This is a genomic window from Bradyrhizobium sp. LB11.1 (genome assembly GCF_040549385.1).
Lineage (GTDB): Bacteria > Pseudomonadota > Alphaproteobacteria > Rhizobiales > Xanthobacteraceae > Bradyrhizobium.
Map to the genome: position 1 here is coordinate 376192 of NZ_JBEPTH010000003.1, position 23617 is coordinate 399808.

Below are 23617 nucleotides of genomic sequence, written 5' to 3' on the forward strand. Positions count from 1 at the left end.
ATCCGGAAAAGTGTGACGCGGTTTTCCGAACAGATCATGCTCAAACGATAACGTCACCGAAAAACGGGTTGCGTTTGATCCCGCGTGCGGTGACAAGGCCGCATGCTCTCCATTACCGACCTCTCCATCCGCCTCGCCGGACGCCTTCTGATCGATAGTAGCTCCGTGCAGATCACGCCCGGCTCGCGCGTCGGCATGGTCGGACGCAACGGCACCGGCAAATCGACGCTGTTCAAGGTGATCCGCGGCGAGCTCGCGGCCGAGCACGGCTCGGTGACGCTGCCGCCCCGCTGGCGCGTCGGCAGCCTGGCGCAGGAAGCTCCGAACGGCCCCGAAAGCCTGATCTCGGTCGTGCTCAAGGCCGACCTCGAACGTGACGCCCTGCTTCGCGAAGCCGAGGACGCGACCGATCCGCACCGGATCGCGGAAATCCAGACCCGGCTCGTCGACATCGACGCGCATTCCGCCCCGAGCCGCGCCGCCGCGATCCTGTCCGGCCTCGGCTTCTCCGCCACAGACCAGCTGCGCCCCTGTGCCGAATTTTCCGGCGGCTGGCGCATGCGCGTTGCGCTGGCCGCGACGTTGTTTGCCGCCCCGGACCTGCTGCTGCTCGACGAGCCCACCAACTATCTCGACCTCGAAGGCACGCTGTGGCTCGAGGATCATCTCGCGCATTATCCGCGCACGGTGATTGTGATCAGCCATGACCGCGACCTGCTCGAGAGCTCGGTCGATCAGATCCTGCATCTCGAGCGCGGCAAGCTCACGCTCTACAAAGGCACCTACTCCTCCTTCGAGGAGCAGCGCGCCATGCGCGAGATGCTCGATGCCAAGCAGATCAAGCGCCAGGAGGCCGAGCGTGCGCACCTGCAAGCCTTCGTGGACCGCTTCAAGGCCAAGGCCTCCAAGGCGCGCCAGGCCCAATCACGCGTCAAAATGCTGGAACGGCTGAAGCCGATCAGGGCGCTGGTGACGGAGGACGTGCGCGAGATCACTTTTCCGGCGCCGGAAAAAATCCTGTCGCCGCCGATCATCGCCGTCGACAACGCTTCGGTCGGCTACGATCCAGCCACGCCGGTGCTCGGCCGTGTGACCTTGCGGATCGACAATGACGACCGTATTGCGCTGCTCGGATCCAACGGCAACGGCAAGTCGACGCTGGTCAAGCTGCTAGCCGGGCGCCTTGCCCCGTTCTCCGGCAAGGTGACCCGCGCCGACAAGCTATCGATCGCCTATTTCGCGCAGCATCAACTCGACGAGCTGAACGAGGACGCCTCCGCCTACGACCACATCCGCAAGCTGATGGGCGATGCGCCCGAGGCCAAGGTGCGGGCACGCGCCGGTTCTATCGGCTTCTCCGGCAAGGCCGCCGATACCAGGGTCGCAAAACTCTCCGGCGGCGAGAAGGCGCGGCTGCTGTTGGGGCTTGCGACCTTCTTCGGCCCCAACATGATCATCCTGGACGAGCCGACCAACCATCTCGACATCGACAGCCGCGCAGCACTTGCCGAAGCGATCAACGAGTTTCCCGGCGCCATCATCATGGTCTCGCACGACCGCTATCTGATCGAGGCCTGCGCCGACCAGCTCTGGATCGTCGCCGACCGCACCGTGACCAGTTACGACGGCGACCTCGACGAGTACCGCCGCCTGGTGCTGTCCTCGCGCAACGGCGAGCCCGCACCGCGCGAACGCAGCACCGCAAGCGAAAAACCGCAGCGTCCGCGATCGGACAATCGTGGCTCGCTGAAGAAACGGATCGCTGAGGCCGAGAGCGAAATCGCGCGTGTCACCGAGATCATCGCCAAGATCGACACCGCGCTGGCCCTGCCCGACATTTTCACCCGGGATCCCAAGCAGGCCGCGCAACTCTCCAAGGCGCGCGCGAATGCAGCCGATGCGCTGGCGCGGGCCGAGGAACAGTGGCTGGAGGCAAGCGCGCAGTTCGACGAGGCGGCCGGTTAGCGTTCCCGCATGATGTCGTGCCGGTAGCGCCGCAGCGGCGATAGCAAATAGCTCAAAATGGTGCGCGAGCCGGTCCTGATCTCCACCGTCACCGCCATGCCAGGCGACAGGCTGACGAGGCGGTCGTCCACCTGCATTTGCGTGCGATCGAGCGAGATGCGTGCGCTATAGCTGAGCTCCTGACCGTTGGGCTCGCTGCTGTCGTGTTGCGCCCCCGGCGCACGGTCGCCACGCTCCGGCGGACGGTCGCGAATGATAGCGTCTTGCGAGACGCTCAGCACCCGCCCCTCCAGCAGGCCGTAGCGGGTGAAGTTGAAAGTATCGATCTTGATCGCGGCGCCCTGCCCGGCCTCGATAAAGCCGATATCGCGGTTGGAGATCATCGCCTCGATCTCGAGCCGCGTGTCTGACGGCACGATCACGAGCAGCGACTGCGCCGGCGTGACCACGCCGCCGACGGTGTGGACCGCAAGCTGCTGCACGACGCCGTCGACCGGTGACGTCAGCTGCTGCAGCTTTGTCCGCTGCTGCGCCTTGATCAGATCGCGCGCGAGGCCATTGGCCTTCTGCTCGCTCTTGGCGAGATCGTCGGACAGGCCCTTCCGATACTCGGCGACAGCCTGGATGCGGGTCTCCCGGATCGCTGCGACGGCTGAGCCTGCTTCGTTCAGGCGGCTGCGCTGGACGCCGAGCTCCTCCTGTTGCTCGATCTGGAGCTGAAGCGTCTCGTAATAGGTCAGCTTCGAGCCGATTTCCTTCTCCATCAGCGTCCTGCGGATATCGACGCGTTGCTCGGTCACGGGGAGCAATGCACCCAGCTTGTGGATCGTCGCCGCGATGGTCTGCTGCTCGGCGTTCTTCTGCGCCTCCTGACCTGCAAGGGCCGCGAGCTTGGCGCGGTGCTCGCTGGTTTGGCTGGCGAGAAGCTGCTGCTGCGTCGCGACCAGCAAAGGATCGGCATCCTCGGGCGGGATGAGATTGGCGGGACCATCTTCGCCGGCAGCCAGTGCCGCACGAAGGCGCGCGCTGTTGAGCCGTTCGGCCATGAGGTCGTCGTGCAAATGATCGCGCTCCGCGGCATTCACGGTCGGATCGAGCTCGATCAGCAAATCGCCGGATTTGACCGCCTGCCCGTCCTGCACATGGATGGCGCGCACCACGCCGGTCTCGAACGGCTGCACCACCTTGCTGCGCCCGCTTGACACAACCTTGCCGGTCGCGGACGCCACGATGTCGATCGTGCCCCAGGCGGACCATGCGAGCGCCGCGCAGACAAGGGCCATCAGCGCAAATGCGATGGCGCGGCCGATCGGCGACGGCGGGCTTTCCGTGATCTCCAGCGCCGCGGGCAGGAAGGCGGTTTCCTCGACGCGGCGGCTCTTCGCACTCCTAAAAGGAACGACGGTCTTGTCCGGCCGTGCGGCCGGCGCGGTGCTAGCCGACCTCATAAATCCCTCCCTGAAGCCGGTGAAGGTTGGCATAGCGGCCGCCGTTCCTGATCAACGCCTCATGCGTGCCGTCCTCGACCAGACGTCCCCGCTCCAGCGTGAAGATGCGGTCGGCGCCGCGGACGGTGGAGAGCCGATGCGCGATGATCAGGACGGTGCGACCCTTGGCGATCTCCTTCATGTTGTCATGGATGATCCGCTCGCTCTCATAGTCGAGCGCGCTGGTGGCTTCGTCGAAGATCAGGATGCGCGGATTGGTCACGAGCGCGCGGGCGATCGCGATGCGCTGGCGCTGCCCGCCCGACAGTGTCGAGCCGCGCTCGCCGACGACCGTGTCATAGCCTTCAGGCAGCTCCAGAATGAAATCATGCGCGCCCGCAAGCTTTGCCGCTTCCATGATCCGGTCCATCGACAGGGTCGGATCAGCCAGTGCGATGTTGTCGCGCACGGAGCGGTTGAACAGCATGTTCTCCTGAAGGACGATTCCGATCTGCCGCCGCAGCCAGGCCGGGTCGGTCATGACGAGGTCCATGCCGTCGATCAGCACGCGGCCGCCTTGCGGCACGTAGAGCCGCTGCACCAGTTTTGCGAAGGTGCTCTTGCCCGAGCCTGATGAGCCGACGATGCCAACGGTCTGGCCCGCCGGAATATCGAAGGACACGTCGTGCAGGATTTCCGGCCCGTCGAGCCGGTAGCGAAATGCGACCTGCTCGAAGCGGATATTGCCCCGGAGCGCCGGCAGCCCCGCGCGGCCCGCGGAGTAAGCCGGCTCGGTCGCGCTGTTGAGGATGTCGCCGAGCCGCGCGATCGACAGCCGCGCCTGGTGAAAATCCTGCCAGACCTGCGCCAACCGCAGCACCGGCGCTGAGACGCGGCCTGCGAAAATGTTGAAGGCCACGAGCTCACCGACGGTCAGGGCGTCGCCGATCACGAGCCGCGCACCGACATAGAGGATGGCGGCGGTGACGATCTTGCTGACGAACTGCACCAGCTGGCTCGCGGTGTTGCCGAGGCTGGTGACGCCAAAACTCGCCGAGACATAGCCGGCGAGCTGCTCTTCCCAACGACGCTGCATCTGCGGCTCGACCGCCATCGCCTTCAAGGTCTCGATGCCGCTGACACTCTCGACCAGAAACGCCTGGTTCTCGGCACCGCGACGGAATTTCTCCTCCAGCCTGCGGCGAAACAGCGGCGTCGCCGCCGCCGAGATCGCGATGTAGAACGGGAACGATCCGAGCACGATGCAGGTCATCAGCGGCGAATAGGCGAACATCACCGCCAGGAACACTGAGGTGAAGACGAGGTCGATCAGAAGCGTCAACGACGAACTGGTGATAAAATTGCGGATGTTCTCGAGCTCGCGGACCCGCGCCACGGAATCGCCGACGCGGCGGGCCTGAAACCAGGCCATCGGCAGCGCCAGCAAATGGTTGAACAGGCGCGCTCCCAGCTCGACGTCGATGCGGTTGGTCGTATGCGAGAACAGATAATTGCGCAGGATTCCAAGCACGGTGTCGAACAGCGAGACGACGGCGAGGCCGATGACGAGCACATCGAGCGTCGAGAGCGAGCGGTGCACCAGCACCTTGTCGATCACGACCTGGAAGAACAGCGGCGAGACCAGCGCAAAGAGCTGGAGGAAGAACGACGCCGCCACCACCTCGCCCAGCAGCCGCCGGTATTTGCCGATCGCGCCGATGAACCAGGTGATGTCGAAGCGGCGCCCGAGGTCGGATAGTCCCGCGCGCCGGGTCATCAAGATGAGTTCACCGCCCCAGATCGCGCACAGCTCGTCGCGCTCCATGAACACCGGCCGCTGAAAGACTGGTGACTGTACCAGCACTTTCTCGGCAGAAGCTTTTGCGATGACCATGAAACTGCCGTCGCGCAGCATTACGATCGCCGGCAGAGGACTGTCCGACAGACGGCCCCACTGCGTATGATAGGTGCGTGCTTTCAGTCCGAGCGATCTGGCGCAGCGGACGATGTCCGCTGCGCCAAAGTTTGCCCTGCCGAGCCGGTGCCTGAGCTGATCGCGGTCGGCGGCCACGCCTTGCATGTGCAGCAAGGTCATGAGCGCGTCGAGCCCCGTATCGGTCGCCATCGCGTCCGTCGTCATGGGCGTTCTCCAGGCCGGAGCGACAGGTCAGGCGTGCTGCGGCGGAGCGAGCGTCTGGGTCTGCGCCGTGTGCGGATCGGCCAGCGGTATCGCGCCATGGCCGTCGCCAGCCGGAACGAAGCTCGCCGCCATGGCCTGGTTGAGCAGCATCGCAGCCGCCATCGCTCCCCCGTCCTGGATGAGGACGTTGTTGCCGGTGCCGCCATCGAGGACGTCCTGGCCCGGGCCGCCGATCAGCACGTCGTCACCCGCACCGCCCGTCAGCGTGTCGTTGCCGGAACCTCCGATCAGCACGTCGTCGCCATTGCCGCCATTGGCAACGAGCTGGATGCCGCCGTGCAGGCCCGTGGCCGTGATGACATCGTCGCCATCAAGGCCGTTGATGACGATCCTGTCGCCCGCGCCGGCATCGGTGATGTTGATGTCCTGGCCAAGCCCGGACACCGTGATGATGCCGTCATGCTCGGTCACGGTGATGACGTCGTTGCCGCCGGTGCCGTTGATGGTCACGGTGTCAGCGGCGCCGTCATTGGCGCCGAGGTCGAGATTGACCTGGTTCACGCCGGTGCCCGAGAGGTTATTGACCGTGATGTTGTCGGCACCGCCGAGGGCGTTGAAGTCGATATGCTCGACCCCGTTGAGGTCCATCGCGATGGCGGCGACGTCGCGGGTGAACAGCACCCTTCCGCCATTGGCCGAGATGTTGATGTTCTCGTTGACGTTGGCGCCGTTGAACAGCAACGTATCGGTGCCCTTGCCGCCTTCGACGGTGTCGCTGCCGTCGCCCGGATTCCAGACGAAGGTATCATCTCCGGCGCCGAGATTGGCGACGTCGTTGCCGCGGCCGCCGTTCACGATGTCATTGCCGGCGCTGCCGGTGATGGTGTCGTTGCCGTCGCCGCCGTTGATGTTGAGGCTGAGCAGCTGTCCGGCCTTGATCGCGGAGGCATCGATGACGTCGTTGCCGGCTCCGCCGTTGACGGCCAGCACGTCACCGGCGTCGGCGTGCGCGATCGTGACCTGCGCAAGCAGGCCATTGACCACGATCGATCCGCCTGAGGTCACGACCTTGATGCTGTCGTCACCCGCAGTGCCGTTCACCGTCACGCGATCTGCCGCGCCGTCGCCGTTCTGGCTGCCGGGGCCGGCGCTGAGGTCGATCGCAACCTGCGTGATGTCGGTCCCCGAGAGATCGCCGACATTGATATTGTCGGCGCCGCCAGCCGCGGCGATCTGCACACGCTCGACATCGTTGAGATCCATGACGATATTCCCGACGTCGCGGGTGAGCAGCGCACGGTTTCCGTTCGCCGAGATCGACATGGTCTCGGCCACATTGGAGCCGTTGAACACCAGCGTATCCGTTCCCGTGCCGCCTTCGACGGTGTCACTGCCATCACCGGGATTCCAGATGTAGGTGTCATCGCCCGCACCAAGAAACGCCACGTCGTTGCCGCGGCCGCCGGTGATCTTGTCGTTGCCGTCACCGCCGATCAGGGTGTCACCGCCCTGACTGCCGGTGATGGTATCGTTGCCCGCACCGCCATCGATGGTCAGCCCGATCGCGGCAGCAAGCAGCGACGCATCGATGACGTCGTTGCCGTCGAGTGCCTGGATCACCAGCCGGTCGTTGGCAGCCTCGGCATTGGCGATTGTCACGACTTCCGGCAGGCCTGTCACCGTGACCGTGGTGCCCGTGGCCGTGACCTCGATGTGCTGATTGCCGTTGGTGCCGTTGACGGTCACCGTGTCGGCCGCGCCGTCGCCTTGTGTGCCGCCGGGCGTAGCTCCGAGATCGACCAGGACCTGCTTGACACCGGTGCCGGTGAGGTCGCCGACGGTGACGTTGTCGGCGCCGCCGCGCGCATCGAATTCGATCTGCTCGATGCTGTTGAGGTCCATCGTAATGTTGGCAACATCGCGGGTGAAGCGCACCCGGCCTCCATTGGCCGAGATGTTGATGTTTTCGTTGATGTTGGCGCCGTTGAACAACAGCTTGTCGTTGCCTGACCCGCCTTCCACCGTGTCGCTGCCGTCGCCGGGATTCCAGATGAAGGTGTCGTCGCCCGCCCCGAGCTGGGCGACGTCGTTGCCACGTCCGCCGTTGACGGTGTCGTTGCCGGAGCCGCCGATCAGGAGATCGTTGCCGTCACCGCCGGTGATCGTGTCGTTGCCGGCGCCGCCATCGAGCGTCAGCGATATCAGGCTGCCGAGGCCGTTACCGGCCGTGATGACATCGTCGCCGCCGCCGGCGTACAGCACGAGATTCTCCGTCGTGCCGATGTCGAGCGAAAATGGCGCAGCGCCCGTCCCGTCGAACCGCACGCGGGTGCCATTCGCCGTGATGGTGAAAGTCTCCGAGGCATTGCTGCCGTTGATCTGCACCGTGTCGTTGCCCTCGCCGCCTTCGACGACGTTGCTGCCGCCGCCGGGATTCCAGATCATGAGGTCGTTACCGGCCTCGCCGAACAGCTGGTTGTCGCCGCTGCCGCCGTCGAGCGTATCGTTGCCCGCGCCACCGAACAGCAGATCGTTGCCGCCGCCGCCCTTGATCACATCGTCGCCCGCTTGCCCAAACAGCAGATCGGCCCCCGAACCGCCCGTGATCCTGTCGTTGCCATCGCCGCCGAAAATGTGCACCGCGGGCATCGGGCCGTGGCTTTCGTCGACGGTAATCGTGTCGTCACCGCTCTGACCGAAGACATCGATCTCATTGGTGTTGGCGACAGTGGGATCGCCACCGAGAGTCTTCACGTGCCCGCTATTGATGAGCATGCGGCCGGAATTGTCGCGACCGATCACGACGCCGTTATTGGCGCTATCGCCGAAAATGGTGAGCTGCCCCGTAACCGGGGAGAAAACAGAGGTAATAGACATCTAAATATCCTTCGATCGATCTAGCCCCTCCCCTCGATGCGTAGCAGCCGCCAGCAAGACATTCTTGAAGCGTTGCTTGAGATGCGCGTTATTCTTCTGGAGATTTCCTCCAGATTTGCTCCGGGTGGGTTTTCGACCCCCAGTGAGCACGCCAAGCCGAACGAAATTGCCCGTGTGGTCTCCAGGCATTTGGTATTAAGCTCAGCGACGGAATTGGCGTCAGCCCATCGCAGATGATCCGGCTCGATCGTCGAGAGCGACCGGCATTTTCGCCCCATAGATATTTAATCAATGAGTATTTGAGGGAGCTCCCAGATGTCATCACCCGAACCGATCAAGTTCACCGACGGCGCGGCTTACGAGCGCTTCATGGCACCCTGGAGCCGATCGGCCGGGACTCTTTTCCTCGACTGGCTGGCGCCACGCCCCGGACTGGCCTGGGCCGATGTCGGTGCGGGCAACGGCGCGTTCACTGAGCTCCTTCTTGCCAAGTCAGCCCCGTCGTCCGTTTGCGCGATCGATCCCTCCGACGCACAGATTGCGACCGCGCGCGAGAAACTCTCGGGAAGGCAGGTCGAGCTTTCGATCGGCGATGCGATGGCACTTCCCTACGACCGGGACCGCTTCGACGCCGCGGTGATGGCGCTGGTGCTGTTCTTCGTGCCCGACCCGCGCAAAGGCGCCTCGGAAATGGTTCGCGTCACCAAGCCCGGCGGTCTGATCGCATCCTACACTTGGGACATCCTGCGGGGCGGCACACCGACGCAGCCGCTGTGGGAGGAACTTGATGCCCTCGGCATACCCGCAGCGCGCCCGCCGAGTGCGGACATATCTCGCTTCGAGGCGCTGAAGGCGCTTTGGGCGGAGCTCGGTCTCCGCGATATCGAAACCCGCGAGCTGGTCGTCGAGCGAACATTCGCTGACTTCGACGACTACTGGCTCTCCATGGTCGTGAGCAGCCCGAGCGGTGTGTTGGGAAAGCTGTCGGACGCGGAGAGCGCGGAGCTGAAACGCCGATTGCAGGCGCGACTGCCGGCGAGCGCGACCGGTGAGGTCACGGTTCATTCGAGCGCGACTGCGATCAAGGGACGCAAAGCCGCTTGACGGTCTGGGACGAGCATCCGCGACTGACCGCGTTGACAGCCACAAATGGCTTCAGGTCGGAAGATCGACGACGTGTTACGTCGCCGCCTTCTTCTTCGCCTTCGGCTTGACCGGCTTCGGAACGACCGGCGGCTCCGGCGTGCCTTCGATGGCGGAGAGGCGCCCCGATGTGAAGGTGTAGATGCCCGCGCGCGGACCCGTGGTCCAGGTGACCACCGCGACGCGACGGCCGGCGGCGTCACTGGAGAGACTGACGTTGGAGGGCGCGCCGATGCCGCGCACTACATCGCATTCGGCGTGGCCTAGCGCGACCGTGCCGCCCACCGGCGCCGGCGCCGTCGACGCATTGGCGTCGGCAGGTCCAGGCGGCGGTGCCATGCCGGGGCAAGCGCCGTCGGCGCTCACGAGATCCTCAGCCCCCACCGGCTTGTCGGGGGTCAGCGGCGGCGATTCGATCGAGATGTTCTTGATGAACAGGCGGCTGGGCTTGTTGAACCATTCAGCGTCTTTAGCAGAGGCCAGCAGATCGGTTCCGCCCGAGCAGCCCGCGATCAGCGGTGCGACAGCGGCCAACGCAAATATGAGCGACTTTGGAAGCTTTTGATGTCGCACGATAAACTAAATCCCCACGTCAAGGAGCAGTCCTAAGCGATTGTCCCAACATCACTTTGCGGCACGAAGGTGGCCGAAACCATCTTGCGTGAGAAAGTCCAAATTATCATTAATTGCAAACGGCCGCTAATTCCGCCGCTGCCACCGGCCTCGTTCGTCGGCCTGCCAGTAGGTGACCTCAAATCCGCGCGTCTTGCAATCCGTCCACGTGCTGCGGGCAGCCGCAAGCGCATCCGGATCGTCGCCGTCGAACAGCAGGACCATGCGTTCATAGCCCTCCGCGTCCTGCGGCAACGCGGCATTGCCGACCAGGAAGCGAACATTGGCGCCGTTCGGATTGCCCTCCTCGATCGCCAGCACGATCGGCTGCTCGGCCACATCGCTCACGCGCCATGTCGCGTGCGGCAGGAAGGAATCGTCGCGATAGGTCCATAGATGTGCGTCCAGCGCATCGGCGCGCTCCGGCGAGCTCGACTGCACCACGACGCGCCAGCCGCGCTCGAGCGATTTCTCGAGAAGCGGCGGCAAGACGTTCTCAACCGTCATGTTTTGCAGATGGTAAAAGAGCACTTCAGTCATCTTGCATCATTTGCGCTCGTAATTATCTGCCACCAGGCGATCCAGCAGCCGGACGCCGTAGCCCGAACCCCAGCTCTGGTTGATGTCGGTCTTGGGCGCGCCCATCGCCGTGCCGGCAATGTCGAGATGCGCCCAAGGCGTGCCGTCGACGAAGCGCTGCAGGAACTGCGCTGCGGTGATCGAGCCGCCGTGACGGCCGCCGGTGTTCTTCATGTCGGCGAACTGGGAATCGATCAGCTTGTCGTATTCGGGCCCGAGCGGCAGGCGCCAGACCTTCTCGCCGCTCTCGATGCCGGCCGCGTGCAGCCGTTCGGCGAGTTCGTCATTGTTGGAAAACATGCCGGCATGATCAGTGCCGAGCGCGACCACGATCGCGCCGGTCAGCGTCGCCAGGTCCACCATGAATTTCGGCTTGGTCTTCTTGGCGACGTACCAGAGCACGTCGGCCAAAACGAGGCGCCCTTCCGCGTCGGTGTTGATGATCTCGATGGTCTGACCCGACATCGAGGTGACGATATCGCCCGGCCGCTGCGCATTGCCGTCTGGCATATTCTCGACGAGGCCGATGGCGCCGACCACGTTGGCCTTGGCTTTACGCGCTGCGAGCGCGTGCATCAGGCCGACGACGCAGGCCGCACCGCCCATGTCACCCTTCATGTCCTCCATGCTGCCGGCAGGCTTGATCGAGATGCCGCCGGTGTCGAAGCAGACCCCCTTGCCGACGAAGGCGACCGGCGCCTCGCCCTTCTTAGCCCCATCCCAGCGCATGATCACGGTGCGGCTCGGCCGCGCCGAGCCCTGTCCGACGCCGAGCAGCGCGCCCATGCCGAGCTTCTGCATCGCCTTGACGTCGAGCACCTCGATCTTGACGCCGAGCTTGCGCAGCTGGCTGGCGCGGCGTGCGAACTCCTCGGGGAAGAGCACGTTCGGCGGCTCGTTGACGAGATCGCGTGCGATGATGACGCCGTCGACGACTGCGCCGGCCGACGCAAAGGCCTTCTTCGCCCCTGTCGCATCGGCAACCGCCAGCGAGACATCGGCGCGCAAGGCGCCCTCCTCGCCGTCCTTCTTTTTGGTCTTGTAGCGATCGAACTTGTAGGCGCGCAGCCGCAGACCCGAGGCGATCGCAACCGCCTGCTCGCTGGTCATCGCGCCCCCGGGCAGTTCGGCCATGATGGTCATGGCAGTGGTTCCCGCCTTGAGCTTGCTGGCCGCCATACCGCCAAATTTGAGAAAGTCGTTGCCTTTCAGGCCTGCCCCCGTCCCGGTCCCGATCACGATCAGGCGCTGGGCCTTCACACCTTCGGGGGCGAGGATGTCCAAGGCTGCGCCGCTTTTACCCTTGAATGAGGCCGTCGCCGCCGCCCGCTTGACGAGCGAGGTCGCCCCGCCGAGCGCCTTGGCCGTCGCCGGGCCGACCTTCAGGGCTTCGTCACAGAACACGACCAGGATGCCACTGACGGCAGCAGCCAACGGGACGAAGCCGACCTTGATGGCATCGGACATAGATAACTCCTCGAAAGCATGGGGCTTTTTCCGATCAACCGATACGGCCGAAGGCCGGACCTGAACGGCGATTCACTCGTCTTTCCCCACTATGGGCCAGAGGCGCGGTCGATGCCAAGCACCGCCCGTGGCAGGGACGTCACAACGAGGGAAATGTTAACCATATATTGACGGTGCCACGGGTCAGCCATTTTGTTGACGGATCAAAGGGATGGTAGTGAGAACGTAAGCCGCCCGGAAACGGTGGCTGGCCGACCTTGGGGATCCCTGTCAGGGATTGGTCGGACAGCCGGAATTCCGGTGCGCATTGGGGCTTTGGTGGGATTCGTGCGGTAGCGCATGGGGTCGATCGACAGGTATATTTTCCGCACGACGCTCGCGTCGTTTGCGCTCGTCCTGGTCAGCCTTACCGGCGTGATCTGGATTACGCAGGCGTTGCGCGGCATCGACCTGATGACGAGCCAGGGTCAGACCATCCTGACCTTCCTCGGCATCACCAGTCTCGTGATTCCGGCGCTGATCCTGATCATCTCGCCGATCGCGCTGATGATCGCGATTTCGCACACGCTGAACAAGCTCGCGACCGATTCCGAGATCATCGTGATGAATGCCGCCGGCTTCTCGCCGTTCCGGCTGTTCTATCCGTTCTTCTACGCCACCTGCGTGGTGGCGCTGCTGGTCGCCTTCATCTCGGCCTATCTCGCCCCCGACGGCATGCGACGGATCAAGCAATGGGACGCCGAGATCACCGCCGACGTGCTCACCAACATCCTGCAGCCTGGGCGCTTCGCTCAGCTCGACAAGAACCTCACGATCCGGATCCGCGAGCGGCAGCCCGGCGGCGTCCTCGCCGGCATCTTCATCGACGATCGCCGCGATCCCAATGAGCGCGTCTCGATCGTCGCCGAGCAAGGCGAGGTCGTGAAGAACGACAACGGATCGTTCCTGGTGCTCAAGGACGGCAATCTCCAGCGCTTCGAGGCGGGCAAGCGCGATCCGGCGCTGGTGGCATTCGGCCGCTACGGCTTCGACATGTCGAAGTTTTCCAACCAGGGCCACGACGTCACCCTCGGCATTCGCGAACGCTATCTCTGGGAGTTGTTCTCGCCGTCCGAGGACGATCCCGTCTACAAGCAGATTCCCGGACAGTTTCGATCGGCCCTGCATGACAGCCTGTTGGCGCCGATCTATCCATTCGCCTTCGCCGTGCTGACTTTCGCTTTCCTGGGCGCGCCTCGCACCACCCGACAGAGCCGCAATTTCTCGATCGGCTCCTCGATCATCGCGGTGTTCGGCCTCCGCATGGCCGGCTTCGCCTGCTCGGTGATGGCGGTGAAATCGTCGGGCCCGGTGCTGGTCCAATACGCGATGGTTCTGGGTGGCATCGGCGTGGGGCTGTGGATGATCATCGGCGGTGTCGTGGTCGAGCCGCCCGCCGGCCTGATGGAAGCCATCAACAGATCGAACGCGCGCATCGCGCGGCTGTTCGGGCGGCCGGCCGCCGCATGAGCATGCTCACCAACACGCTCGGGCGCTATTTCGCCGGCCGCTTCGTGGTCGCCGCACTCGGCGTGTTCGCGAGCATTTTCCTGCTGCTGGTGCTGGTCGATTATATCGAGATGGTGCGCAAGACCTCGGGACTCGCGTCGGCGTCCGCGATCATGGTGGCCGAGACCTCTCTGTTCCGGGTGCCGCAGCTTCTGGAGAAGCTGACGCCGTTCTGCATGCTGATCGGCGCCATGACCTGCTATCTGGCCCTCTCCCGCCGGCTCGAGCTCGTGGTGGCGCGTGCCGCCGGCATCTCGGCCTGGCAGTTCATCTCGCCCGCGCTCGGCAGCGCGCTCCTGATCGGCGTGATCGCCACCGTTGCCTATAATCCGATGTCGGCGAATCTGCGCGAGCTCTCGAAGCGGATGGAAGCGGAGCTGTTCGGCTCGGCGCCCGGCGGCGGCATTCAGGACGCCTCGGGCTTCTGGCTCAATCAGGTGACCAGCGACGGCCAGACCATCATCAACGCGGCGCGCAGCGAGCAGCAGGGTGTCCGGCTGACGGGGCTCACGCTGTTCCGGTTTGACACGGAGCAGCATTTCAAGGAGCGGGTCGAGGCGCGCGAGGCGACGCTCGAATCCGGCCATTGGCTGTTCAAGGGCGTGCGCCGCTTCACGCTCGATGCCCCGCCGGTCGACCAGGCCAGTCTGGAGATTCCGACGACGCTGACCGAAGCGCAGGTCCGCAACAGCTTTTCCACACCCGAGACTGTGTCCTTTTGGCAACTACCGAGCTACATCCGCTCGTCCGAGAGCTCGGGGTTCGCGACAGCCGGATATCGACTCCAGTATCACAAGCTGCTGGCACAGCCGTTTTTGCTCGCCGCCATGGTGATGCTCGCGGCTTCCGTGTCGCTGCGCTTCTTCCGGATGGGCGGCGTACAGAAGATGGTTTTGAGTGGCGTGGGCGCAGGCTTTCTGCTCTACGTTCTGTCGAAAGTGACTGAAGACTTGAGCAAGGCTGAGTTGATGCATCCGATCGCTGCGGCGTGGTTGCCCGTGGTGGTGGGCGGCCTCACCGGCTTTTTGGCCTTGCTGTATCAGGAGGACGGATAGTGACGGCCGTCCGCCGAGGACACGTATCTGGATTGGCGTTGCGCACCCCCGTGCGCGCGGACGGATATGGCTGGTCTGTCGAAAAGCTCCTGCTCGCCCTGATCGCGACCGTATCGCTCGCTGGCATGATCGATCTTGCCGCGGTGACGCCGGCTGCCGCGCAGAGCTACACATACAATCCGCTGCCACCGCATCCGCGGCCGCCGAAGGCCGCCAATGACGGGCAGATGCTCGTTCAGGCGACCGAGGTCGATTACGACTACAACAATTCGCGCATCTCCGCGGTCGGCAACGTCCAGCTGTTCTACAACGGCACCAGCGTCGAGGCCGATCGGGTCATCTACGACCAGAAGACCAAGCGGCTCCATGCCGAAGGCAACATCCGCATGACGGATGCCGACGGCAAGATCACTTATGCCGAGATCCTGGATCTCTCCGACGACTACCGCGACGGTTTCGTCGATTCGCTGCGCGTGGACACCGCCGACCAGACCCGCATGGCCGCGACCCGCGCCGACCGCTCCTCTGGCAACTACACGGTGTTCGAGAATGGCGTCTACACGGCCTGCGCACCGTGTAAGGACGATCCGAAGAAGCCCCCGCTCTGGCAGGTCAAGGGTGCTCGCATCATCCACGACCAGCAGGAGAAGATGCTGTATTTCGAGACGGCGCAGCTCGAATTCTTCGGTGTGCCGCTCGCCTACATGCCCTATTTCTCGACGCCCGATCCGACCGTGAAGCGCAAGACCGGCTTCCTGATGCCGGGCTTCACCTCCTACACGGCGTTCGGCTATGGCGTCGAAGTCCCGTTCTACTGGGCGATCGCGCCCGACATGGATGCGACCTTCAGCCCGCGCATCACCTCCAAACAGGGCGTGCTGTTCCAGGCCGAGTTCCGCCAGCGTCTGAATGACGGCGCCTACCAGGTCCGCGTCTACGGCATCGACCAGCTCAATCCCGGCAATTTCGCCGGCCAGCCGGGCGACCGCCAGTTCCGCGGCGGCGTCGAGACCAAGGGCCAGTTCGCGCTGAACGACAAATGGGTCTGGGGCTGGGACGGCGTCCTGCTCTCCGACTACTATTTCATGTCGGACTACCGCCTGTCCGCCTACCGCGATCCGCTCGGCTCGTTCCTGAATCTGCCGACGGATGCGCTGTCGCAGCTCTATCTGACCGGCGTCGGCAATCGCAGCTTCTTCGACGCGCGCACGATGTACTGGACGAGCTTCTCGGGCAACCAGCAGCAGGTCCCGGTCGTCTACCCCGTGATCGACTACTCGAACGTGATCAACTATCCGATCTTCGGCGGCGAGGTCTCCTACAAGACCAACTTCGTCAATTTGTCGCGTAACGACGCGGCGTTCGATCCCATCACGACAACGGCCAACACCAGCGGCCTGTGCACGACGACCTCGGCCGATCCGCTCGCGCGCACGCCGTCGCAGTGCCTGCTGCGCGGCTTCCCCGGCACCTACACCCGCCTGACGGCGGAGGCGCAATGGCGCAAGTCCTTCACCGATCCGTTCGGCGAGATCTGGACGCCGTTCGCGATCCTGCGCGCCGACGCCATCAATTCGGACGTCTCCAACCAGCCGGGCGTGTCGAACTACCTGCCCGTCGGCGACACCCAGGCGTTCCGCCTGATGCCGACCGTCGGCCTCGAATATCGCTATCCCTTCATCAACGTTCAGCCCTGGGGCTCGACCACCATCGAGCCGATCGCGCAGATCATCATCCGCCCGAACGAAACCTATGCCGGCAAGCTTCCGAACGAGGATGCGCAGAGCATGGTGTTCGACGCCTCCAACCTGTTCAGCGTCGACAAGTTCTCCGGTTACGACCGCGTCGAGGGCGGCGGCCGCGCCAATGTCGGCGTGCAGGCGACTACGCAGTTCGACAAGGGCGGCGCCATCAAGGTGTTGTTCGGCCAGTCCTACCAGCTGTTCGGCATGAACTCCTACGCGGTGCAGGACTCCATCAATACCGGCATCAATTCCGGCCTCGACAAGCCGCGCTCGGACTACGTGGCAAGCGCCGCGTACTCGCCGAACAGCACCTATACGTTCAGCGTCCGCTCCCGCATGGACGAGCAGACCTGGAACGTCCAGCGCTTCGAGGCGGAAGGCCGCGCCAACTTCAATCGCTGGTCGGTCAGCGTGTTGTACGGCAATTACGCGGCGCAGCCGGAAATCGGCTACCTGACCCGCCGCGAGGGCATCCTGACCACCGGCTCGATCAAGGTCGCGACCAATTGGGTGGTGACGGGTTCGGCGCGCTGGGACCTCGAGGCCAACAAGATCAACCAATATGTGCTCGGCGCCGGATATGTCGACGATTGCTTCGTGCTGGCGGCGAACTATGTAACTTCGTATAGCTATGCCGCGGGCACCACGCCGCCCGTGCTGAGCCACGCGTTCATGTTCCAGATCGGCCTGCGCACGCTGGCGACCTCGACCGGGGCCAGCAATTCCGCCGGCTACCAGTGAACCCGTCAAAATGCCGGCCACCTGCTCCCGATCGCAGGATCATCTCGGCTGACATGCGAGCGACAACCATGACGATCCGATTGCCTCTCTTCCGCCTCCCCTTCCTCGTGCTAGGCGCCGTGCTGGTTCTCGCCGGCGCGCCGGCGCGTGCGCAGAACATCGTCGTCATGGTCAATGGGGATCCCATCACCGATTTCGACATCGAGCAGCGCTCCAAGCTCGACACGCTGACGACGCAGAAGACCCCGGGCCGGCAGGACGTCATCAACGTGCTGATCGACGACAAGATCAAGTTGAAGGAAGGCAAGAAATACGGCGTCGATCCCGGCGCTTCCGACATCAACCAGTCCTACGAGGGCATGGCGCAGCGCATGCGCATATCGACCGATCAGCTCACCAAGTCGCTCGAGAGCAAGGGCGTGCGCCCCGACACTCTCAAGAGCCGCATGAGGTCCGAGATGGTCTGGACCAGCCTCGTGCGCGGCCGCTTCAAGGAGAAGCTGATGATCGGCGAGAAGGACGTTGCCGACAAGGTACGCGAAGGCGGCACCGAGAACCTCCAGATCGAGGGCACCGAATACAAGATGCAGCCGATCGTGTTGATCGTGCCGCGCGGCTCATCTGCGGCCCTCCAGGAGACGCGGATGAAGGAAGCCGAGACCTATCGCACGCGCGTCGGAAGCTGCGAGGAAGCCAATTCGCTGTTCCACTCGACGCCGAACGCTACCATCCGCGAGAGCGTCACCAAGACGACCGCCGACCTGCCCGAAGCGCTGCGCAAAGTGCTCGACGACACCCCGATCGGCCATATGACCGCGCCCGAGGTGACCAAGGCGGGCATCGAGATGGTGGTGCTGTGCTCGCGCAAGCCAACCATGATCGACACGCCGAAGAAGCGCGAGATCCGCGAGAAGATGTATGCGGAGAAATACGAGAAGACCCAGAAGGCCTATCTCGATGAACTCCGCAAAGCGGCGATGATCGAATATCACAACCGCTGATGGCCGCTCCCGCAAAGCCCCTCGCGCTGACGCTCGGAGAGCCCGCCGGCATCGGCCCGGACATCACCATCGCAGCCTGGCTCAGGCGACGCGAGCTGGACTTGCCCGCTTTCTACCTGCTCGGCGACGAGGCGCTGATCGCCCAGCGCGCCAAGACGCTGGGTGCCGAAATCAGGATCGCCGCGGTGAGCCCGGGCGAAGTCGGGGCCGCCTTTGCCGAGGCCCTGCCCGTGATCGCGACCGGCGAACGTGCGACCGCCGTATCAGGCAAGCCCGACGCATCGAGCGCACCGGCCGCATTGGCCTCGATTCGCCAAGCGGTCAGCGACGTCCGAGCCGGCCGCGCCGGCGGCGTCGTCACCAACCCGATCGCCAAGAGCGTGCTTTACCGCGCGGGCTTCCGTCATCCCGGCCACACCGAATTCCTCGCGGAACTCGCAGCCACCGATGCCAGCGTACCGCAGCCGGTGATGATGCTGTGGTCGCCGCGGCTCGCCGTGGTGCCGGTGACGATCCACGTTTCCTTGCGGGATGCCCTCACCCAGCTCACGAGCGAGCTCATCGTCTCGACCGTGCGCATCGTCGCGACCGAGCTCACATCCCGCTTCGGCATTGCGCGGCCGCGGATCGCGATCTCCGGCCTCAATCCGCATGCCGGTGAGGACGGCTCGCTCGGACACGAGGAGCAGACCGTGATCGCCCCGGCGCTCAAGGTGCTGCGCAATGACGGCATCGATGCCAGGGGTCCGTTGCCCGCCGACACCATGTTCCACGAGGCCGCGCGCGCCGGCTATGACTGCGCGGTCTGCATGTATCACGACCAGGCGCTGATCCCGATCAAGACCGTGGCGTTCGACGACGCCGTCAATGTCACGCTCGGCCTGCCCTTCATCCGCACCTCGCCCGATCACGGCACAGCATTCGACATCGCCGGCACCGGCAAGGCCAATCCGGCCAGCCTGATCGCGGCGCTCAAACTTGCCAGCCGCATGGCGGCTGCGACGACCTGATGAGCGCGATCGACGACCTCCCGCCGCTTCGCGAGGTCATTCGCCAGCACGCTCTGTCGGCGCGCAAATCGCTGGGCCAGAACTTTCTGCTCGACCTCAATCTCACCGCACGCATCGCGCGCGCGGCAGCGCCGCTCGAAGAGAGCACCATCGTCGAGATCGGCCCGGGCCCGGGCGGACTGACACGTGCGCTGCTCGCGCTCGGCGCCAGACGCGTCATCGCGATCGAACATGACGAGCGCGCGATCCCGGCGCTGAATGATATTTCCGCGCGCTATCCCGGCCGGCTCGAGATCGTGCATGGCGATGCCATGACCTTCGATCCTCGTCCGCTGCTCGGGCGTGAGCGCGCGAAGATCGTCGCCAATCTGCCCTACAACATCGCGACCCAGTTGCTGATCAACTGGCTCACCACCGAGCCCTGGCCACCCTGGTACGACATGCTGGTGCTGATGTTTCAGCGCGAGGTCGGCGAACGCATCGTCGCGCGCGAGGACGAGGAGGCCTATGGACGGCTCGGCGTGCTCACCAACTGGCGGTGCGAAACAAAAATCCTGTTCGACATCTCGCCGTCCGCCTTCGTGCCGCCGCCGAAGGTCACCTCCTCGGTCGTCCGCCTGGTGCCGCGCACGGAGCCTCTGCCCTGCGATCGCAAGATGCTCGAACAGGTCGCGGCCGCCGCCTTCGGCCAGCGCCGGAAAATGCTGCGCCAAAGCCTGAAATCGCTCGGTGCCGATCCCGCGCGGCTTGCACAAGCCGCCGGCGTCGATGCGACGCGGCGTGCCGAGACCATCCCCATCTCCGGCTTTGTTGCCATGGCGCGCGAATTGGCGGATATACGCAGCGAAACCTAGCCATGAGAATTTCGGAGGAAGGAATATGGCGTTGATGCGTCGGCAGTCGCTGGTCAAGTTCGATGCGCCCCTGTGCGAGACCATCGTCGATACGCCCAAGCCGCAAGGCGCCGAGGTGCTGGTACGCATCGAGCGCTGCGGCCTCTGCCATTCCGACCTGCACATCCAGGATGGTTATGCCGATCTCGGCGGCGGCAAGAAGCTCGACACCACGCGCGGCATGACGCTGCCCTTTACGCTCGGACACGAGATCGCCGGTGTCGTCGACGAAGTCGGCCGCGATGTTCCGGCGGGTCTGGTCGGTTCGAAGAAAGCGGTGTTTCCCTGGATCGGCTGTGGCCAGTGCCGCGACTGCAAGAATGGCGACGAGAACCTCTGCGCCAAGCAGCGCTTCCTTGGCGTCTCCATCGACGGCGGCTTCGCCACCCATGTGCTGGTGCCCGACGCGAAATATCTGCTCGACTACGATCCACTGCCCGTCAACCAGGCCGCGACCCTAATGTGCTCCGGGGTCACCGCCTACGGCGCGCTGAAGCGCCTGGTCGACCGTCCGCGCCAGCGCAATCTGCTGCTGATCGGTCTCGGCGGCGTCGGCATGATGGGCCTGTCGTTTGCGCAGGCGATGTTCAAGCAGCCGATCACGGTCGCCGATCTCTCGCCGGCCGCGCGCGAGACCGCGCTGAAGAACGGCGCAGCCAACGCCTACGATCCGTCCGAGCCCGACGTGATCAAGCGCATCCTGAAGGAGACCGATGGCGGCTTCGACGAGGTGGTCGATTTCGCCGGCAACGAAAAGTCGATGGCCTTTGCCGTTGCGGTTGCCGCGCGCGGCGGCAAGGTCGTGGTCTCCGGCCTGATGGGCGGCCAGTTCACGCTGCCGATGGTGCAATGGGTCTACAAGCGCCTCACCGTCGAAGGCTTCATGGTCGGCACGCTCTCGGAAGCTCACGAGCTGATGGCACTCGCCCGCGCCGGCAGGATCAAGCCGACGCCGATGCGCGAAGAACCGATGGGCGATGTCCAGAAATGGATCGACGAGCTGCGCGCCGGCAAGGTGGTCGGCCGCATCGTGCTGAAGAACTGAGTTCAGCCGGCGGCGGGATGCCTGTCTCGCCGCCGTGCACGGAACGGGTGGCGCCGCACCGCGTTGGCACGCATGTCTATTCGCTGCACGGTCGAGAGCGCATTCTTCATCGCCTGGAGCTTCCTCGAGAAGAGCGGCGAACTCGGCCCACCTGACGCCTCCGCGAACATCATTCTCGATGCGATCGAAGCGCAGCTCAAAACCGGCGACCGCCGGACGCTGATGCTCGCCAACAGGGCAATCGACGCGTACCGCAAGCACATGCACCAAGGCCGCATTCAGGCCGAGAGCCAGGCCCGCCACGGATAATCGTCTGGCATAGGGCTCCCTCGGACCCGCCGGCCTGGCGGCAGTCATGTGGGTAAAGGCCGGCGGTCCGTCGGGCAGAGTGGACGGGTCGTCGCTCGGCGAGACTAAAGTTAGTCCAATCCGCGCACGCCCTATGTTCACGACTGAACTGCGCGCTCGCTCAATCTTGAAATTCCGTAGTTCTCCGGAGGAGAACAGAGTTCGAGGCGTGGCAGACGTGCAACGCGGAACGCTCCGCAGCGTTCAGCACCCATCTTTTTCGATTTCTCGTAAGCTCTTGTGTGCACTTTGGAACCGTCGGTTCCTGCGCGGAAACGTAGGGTTATCTCCGGTGCCGATTCCCGGCAGGTAAGAGAACAAGCGTGACCGGCCGGCCCACGAACGAGCTCCTCCAGCAACTCAGCACCAACGATTTCGAGCTGCTCGCCCCGCATCTGCAATCGGTCGACCTCGCAGCGAACCACATCCTGCATCACGCCGGCGACAGCATCGGCGTCGTGCACTTCCCCTGCGGCCCTGCCTTCGTGTCGTTCGCGGTGCCGGTCGAGGACGATCGCGAGGTCGAAAGTCTGCTGGTCGGCAGCGAAGGCGCGGTCGGCCTCCCCTCCGGACGCGGCCCGTCGCTGGCCCATGCACGCATTGTCGTGAAGGTGGGCGGCACGGTGCTGCGCCTGCCGCTACGCGCGCTGGAACAGGCGCAGCAGAGATCTGCGAGCCTGCAGGATCTGTTCGCGCGTTACGCCGCTTGCCAGCTCGCGCAACTGCTGCAGACCGCGGCCTGCAACGCCGCGCATTCGATCGAGCAGCGCGCGGCGAAATGGATCATCGCGGCGCAGGAGCACATTGGCGGGGAAGAGATTCCGCTCACCCATGAACAGCTCGCCGGCATGCTCGGCGTCTCTCGCAGCTATGCCAGCCGCGTCATCCAGACGCTGAAGGCAAGGCGCATCCTCGCAACGCGCCGCGGCGCCATCCTGATCCTCGACGGACCGGCGCTGCAAGCCAGCGCCTGCGCCTGCAACGGTGCGGTGAAGAAACATTTCAGCGAAGTGCTAGGCCGCCCCTGACAGCACGTCCGATCCGCGCGGTCCGGAACGCCGCCCTTGCTGAAAGCCGTCGACGACATCAAGAGGTTGATCGGCAAATGCCGCAAGCCCCGGCAATAAGCCGAGTCTGCAGGCGAAAGCGACGAACGATCCCTCGATACGGTCCTGAAACAGCTCCGCGCCCGGGAGACTCAGACATCGGCCAGTGGATCGTCATCCGACAAGCAGCACGCCTCGAAGCACCAGCGCTCGCTTCGCCTCGATCACTTCGGAGCCGAGCTTGGAACGCCCAGCTCGTCCAGCGCGTTGGTTCTTCGTCGAGGCAACGAGGGAGTTTGAACCGCATGACGAAGCCGCCGACAAAAACGGTTCAGCCGGTTCCCGACGAGAACCACAGCCACAAGGGCGCCGGCAGTGCGCGGACCGTTTGCGTCGACACCACCAAGGACCATCGCGACGACGAGAAGCAGGACATTCGTGAGCAGGCCGCCCACGGCGACCTTTCGCAGAACACCAGCAACCGGCGCATGGGATAGGCGCAGAAACCAGGGGGATCAAACAGGAGAGACGAACTTGGTCAATCCAGGCAAGTGGTACGATCCGATCTCCGAACGCTGGATCGTGCCGCACGAATTCCACTCCGCGGCGCCGTCCGCCCGCACTAGCGAGAACCACGTCCTCGAGATGCAGAAGTCAGTCGAGATCCAGCGCATCTGGCGCTTACTGGTCGATTGCTGCGCACGGACCTGATGCTCCTCCCTCCGCGCCGCGCCGCATCTCGCCAACAGCCGAGCGATTGTCATGAGTGATCCCGCATCACCCGCGAGGCCGGTCGCGACAGCGATCCGCTGTCGACGGCCACCGGCTGCGCCTGGCTGCTGCTCGCCGCGCTCCTTCTGATCGCCGGTGACGCCGGCTTCCCGCATCATGCTGCGGGTGCTGAGACGCGTGTCCCCAACCTAACGCCGCGCGCGTCACACCGCCCAGCGCTTCCCCTCTACGCCACTCCGGAGG

The 23617-nt window shown here is 64.5% G+C and carries 19 protein-coding genes; 13 read left to right on the plus strand and 6 right to left on the minus strand.

The genetic code is table 11. The annotated features are described in order from the left end of the window. Positions 1 to 102 precede the first annotated feature (102 nt). The gene (locus tag ABIA96_RS09480; protein ID WP_354136776.1) at positions 103 to 1965 is read left to right on the plus strand and encodes an ABC-F family ATP-binding cassette domain-containing protein; all 1863 of its coding nucleotides are present in this window, start codon (positions 103 to 105) and stop codon (positions 1963 to 1965) included. Here ABIA96_RS09480 and ABIA96_RS09485 read toward each other — a convergent pair. The 3 genes from ABIA96_RS09485 to ABIA96_RS09495 are packed head-to-tail and all read right to left on the minus strand — an operon-like array spanning position 1962 to position 8409. Further along, positions 1962 to 3413, minus strand: a complete 1452-nt coding sequence (locus ABIA96_RS09485; protein ID WP_354136777.1) for an HlyD family type I secretion periplasmic adaptor subunit — start codon at positions 3411 to 3413, stop codon at positions 1962 to 1964. The genes ABIA96_RS09480 and ABIA96_RS09485 overlap by 4 nt on opposite strands. Next, a complete protein-coding gene (locus ABIA96_RS09490) occupies positions 3400 to 5532 on the minus strand; it encodes a type I secretion system permease/ATPase (RefSeq protein ID WP_354136778.1) in 2133 nt (710 codons plus the stop codon). Before ABIA96_RS09490 ends, ABIA96_RS09485 begins: the two co-directional genes overlap by 14 nt. Positions 5533 to 5559: 27 nt before the next feature. Continuing rightward, complete coding sequence (locus ABIA96_RS09495; RefSeq protein WP_354136779.1) at positions 5560 to 8409, minus strand: beta strand repeat-containing protein; 2850 nt, start codon at positions 8407 to 8409, stop codon at positions 5560 to 5562. A 315-nt stretch (positions 8410 to 8724) separates the two neighbouring features. Here ABIA96_RS09495 and ABIA96_RS09500 point away from each other — a divergent pair, with 315 nt between their 5' ends. After that, positions 8725 to 9513: a class I SAM-dependent methyltransferase gene (locus ABIA96_RS09500; protein WP_354136780.1), complete on the plus strand. Its 789-nt coding sequence runs from the start codon at positions 8725 to 8727 to the stop codon at positions 9511 to 9513. Between the two features lie 75 nt (positions 9514 to 9588). Here the strand turns inward: ABIA96_RS09500 and ABIA96_RS09505 are convergent, their stop codons facing one another. The 3 genes from ABIA96_RS09505 to ABIA96_RS09515 form a co-directional block, all read right to left on the minus strand. Further along, complete coding sequence (locus ABIA96_RS09505; RefSeq protein WP_354137123.1) at positions 9589 to 10086, minus strand: hypothetical protein; 498 nt, start codon at positions 10084 to 10086, stop codon at positions 9589 to 9591. Positions 10087 to 10251: 165 nt separating this feature from the next. Beyond that, positions 10252 to 10704 (minus strand): DNA polymerase III subunit chi, encoded by a 453-nt coding sequence (locus ABIA96_RS09510; RefSeq protein WP_354136781.1) that lies wholly within the window; start codon positions 10702 to 10704, stop codon positions 10252 to 10254. Positions 10705 to 10710: 6 nt separating this feature from the next. After that, positions 10711 to 12210 (minus strand): leucyl aminopeptidase, encoded by a 1500-nt coding sequence (locus ABIA96_RS09515; protein WP_354136782.1) that lies wholly within the window; start codon positions 12208 to 12210, stop codon positions 10711 to 10713. Positions 12211 to 12549: 339 nt separating this feature from the next. On the opposite strand from ABIA96_RS09515, the gene lptF reads away from it, so the two are divergent. From lptF to ABIA96_RS09570, 11 genes are all read left to right on the plus strand, one after another. After that, positions 12550 to 13719 carry an LPS export ABC transporter permease LptF gene (lptF, locus tag ABIA96_RS09520; protein WP_354136783.1) on the plus strand — a complete coding sequence of 390 codons (1170 nt, stop codon included), beginning with the start codon at positions 12550 to 12552 and terminating at the stop codon, positions 13717 to 13719. Next, on the plus strand, positions 13716 to 14813 hold the full coding sequence (gene lptG, locus ABIA96_RS09525; protein WP_354136784.1) for an LPS export ABC transporter permease LptG: 1098 nt from the start codon (positions 13716 to 13718) through the stop codon (positions 14811 to 14813). The genes lptF and lptG overlap by 4 nt, the downstream gene beginning before the upstream one ends. Beyond that, positions 14813 to 17299, plus strand: coding sequence for an LPS-assembly protein LptD (locus tag ABIA96_RS09530; protein WP_354136785.1), 2487 nt, complete (start codon positions 14813 to 14815; stop codon positions 17297 to 17299). Before lptG ends, ABIA96_RS09530 begins: the two co-directional genes overlap by 1 nt. A gap of 68 nt (positions 17300 to 17367) precedes the next feature. Continuing rightward, positions 17368 to 18300, plus strand: a complete 933-nt coding sequence (locus tag ABIA96_RS09535; protein WP_354136786.1) for a peptidylprolyl isomerase family protein — start codon at positions 17368 to 17370, stop codon at positions 18298 to 18300. Beyond that, positions 18300 to 19310 carry a 4-hydroxythreonine-4-phosphate dehydrogenase PdxA gene (gene pdxA / locus ABIA96_RS09540; protein WP_354136787.1) on the plus strand — a complete coding sequence of 337 codons (1011 nt, stop codon included), beginning with the start codon at positions 18300 to 18302 and terminating at the stop codon, positions 19308 to 19310. Before ABIA96_RS09535 ends, pdxA begins: the two co-directional genes overlap by 1 nt. Next, positions 19310 to 20164 (plus strand): 16S rRNA (adenine(1518)-N(6)/adenine(1519)-N(6))-dimethyltransferase RsmA, encoded by an 855-nt coding sequence (gene rsmA / locus ABIA96_RS09545; protein ID WP_354136788.1) that lies wholly within the window; start codon positions 19310 to 19312, stop codon positions 20162 to 20164. Before pdxA ends, rsmA begins: the two co-directional genes overlap by 1 nt. A 25-nt stretch (positions 20165 to 20189) precedes the next feature. Further along, positions 20190 to 21248: an alcohol dehydrogenase gene (locus tag ABIA96_RS09550; RefSeq protein ID WP_354136789.1), complete on the plus strand. Its 1059-nt coding sequence runs from the start codon at positions 20190 to 20192 to the stop codon at positions 21246 to 21248. 72 nt (positions 21249 to 21320) lie between these two features. Continuing rightward, entirely contained in the window at positions 21321 to 21557 is a 237-nt protein-coding gene (locus ABIA96_RS09555) for a hypothetical protein (protein WP_354136790.1), read from the plus strand. A gap of 362 nt (positions 21558 to 21919) precedes the next feature. Further along, entirely contained in the window at positions 21920 to 22624 is a 705-nt protein-coding gene (locus ABIA96_RS09560) for a Crp/Fnr family transcriptional regulator (protein ID WP_354136791.1), read from the plus strand. Between the two features lie 323 nt (positions 22625 to 22947). Further along, positions 22948 to 23139: a hypothetical protein gene (locus tag ABIA96_RS09565; RefSeq protein WP_354136792.1), complete on the plus strand. Its 192-nt coding sequence runs from the start codon at positions 22948 to 22950 to the stop codon at positions 23137 to 23139. 37 nt (positions 23140 to 23176) lie between these two features. Next, entirely contained in the window at positions 23177 to 23353 is a 177-nt protein-coding gene (locus ABIA96_RS09570; protein WP_354136793.1) for a hypothetical protein, read from the plus strand. The last annotated feature ends 264 nt before the right edge of the window (positions 23354 to 23617 follow it).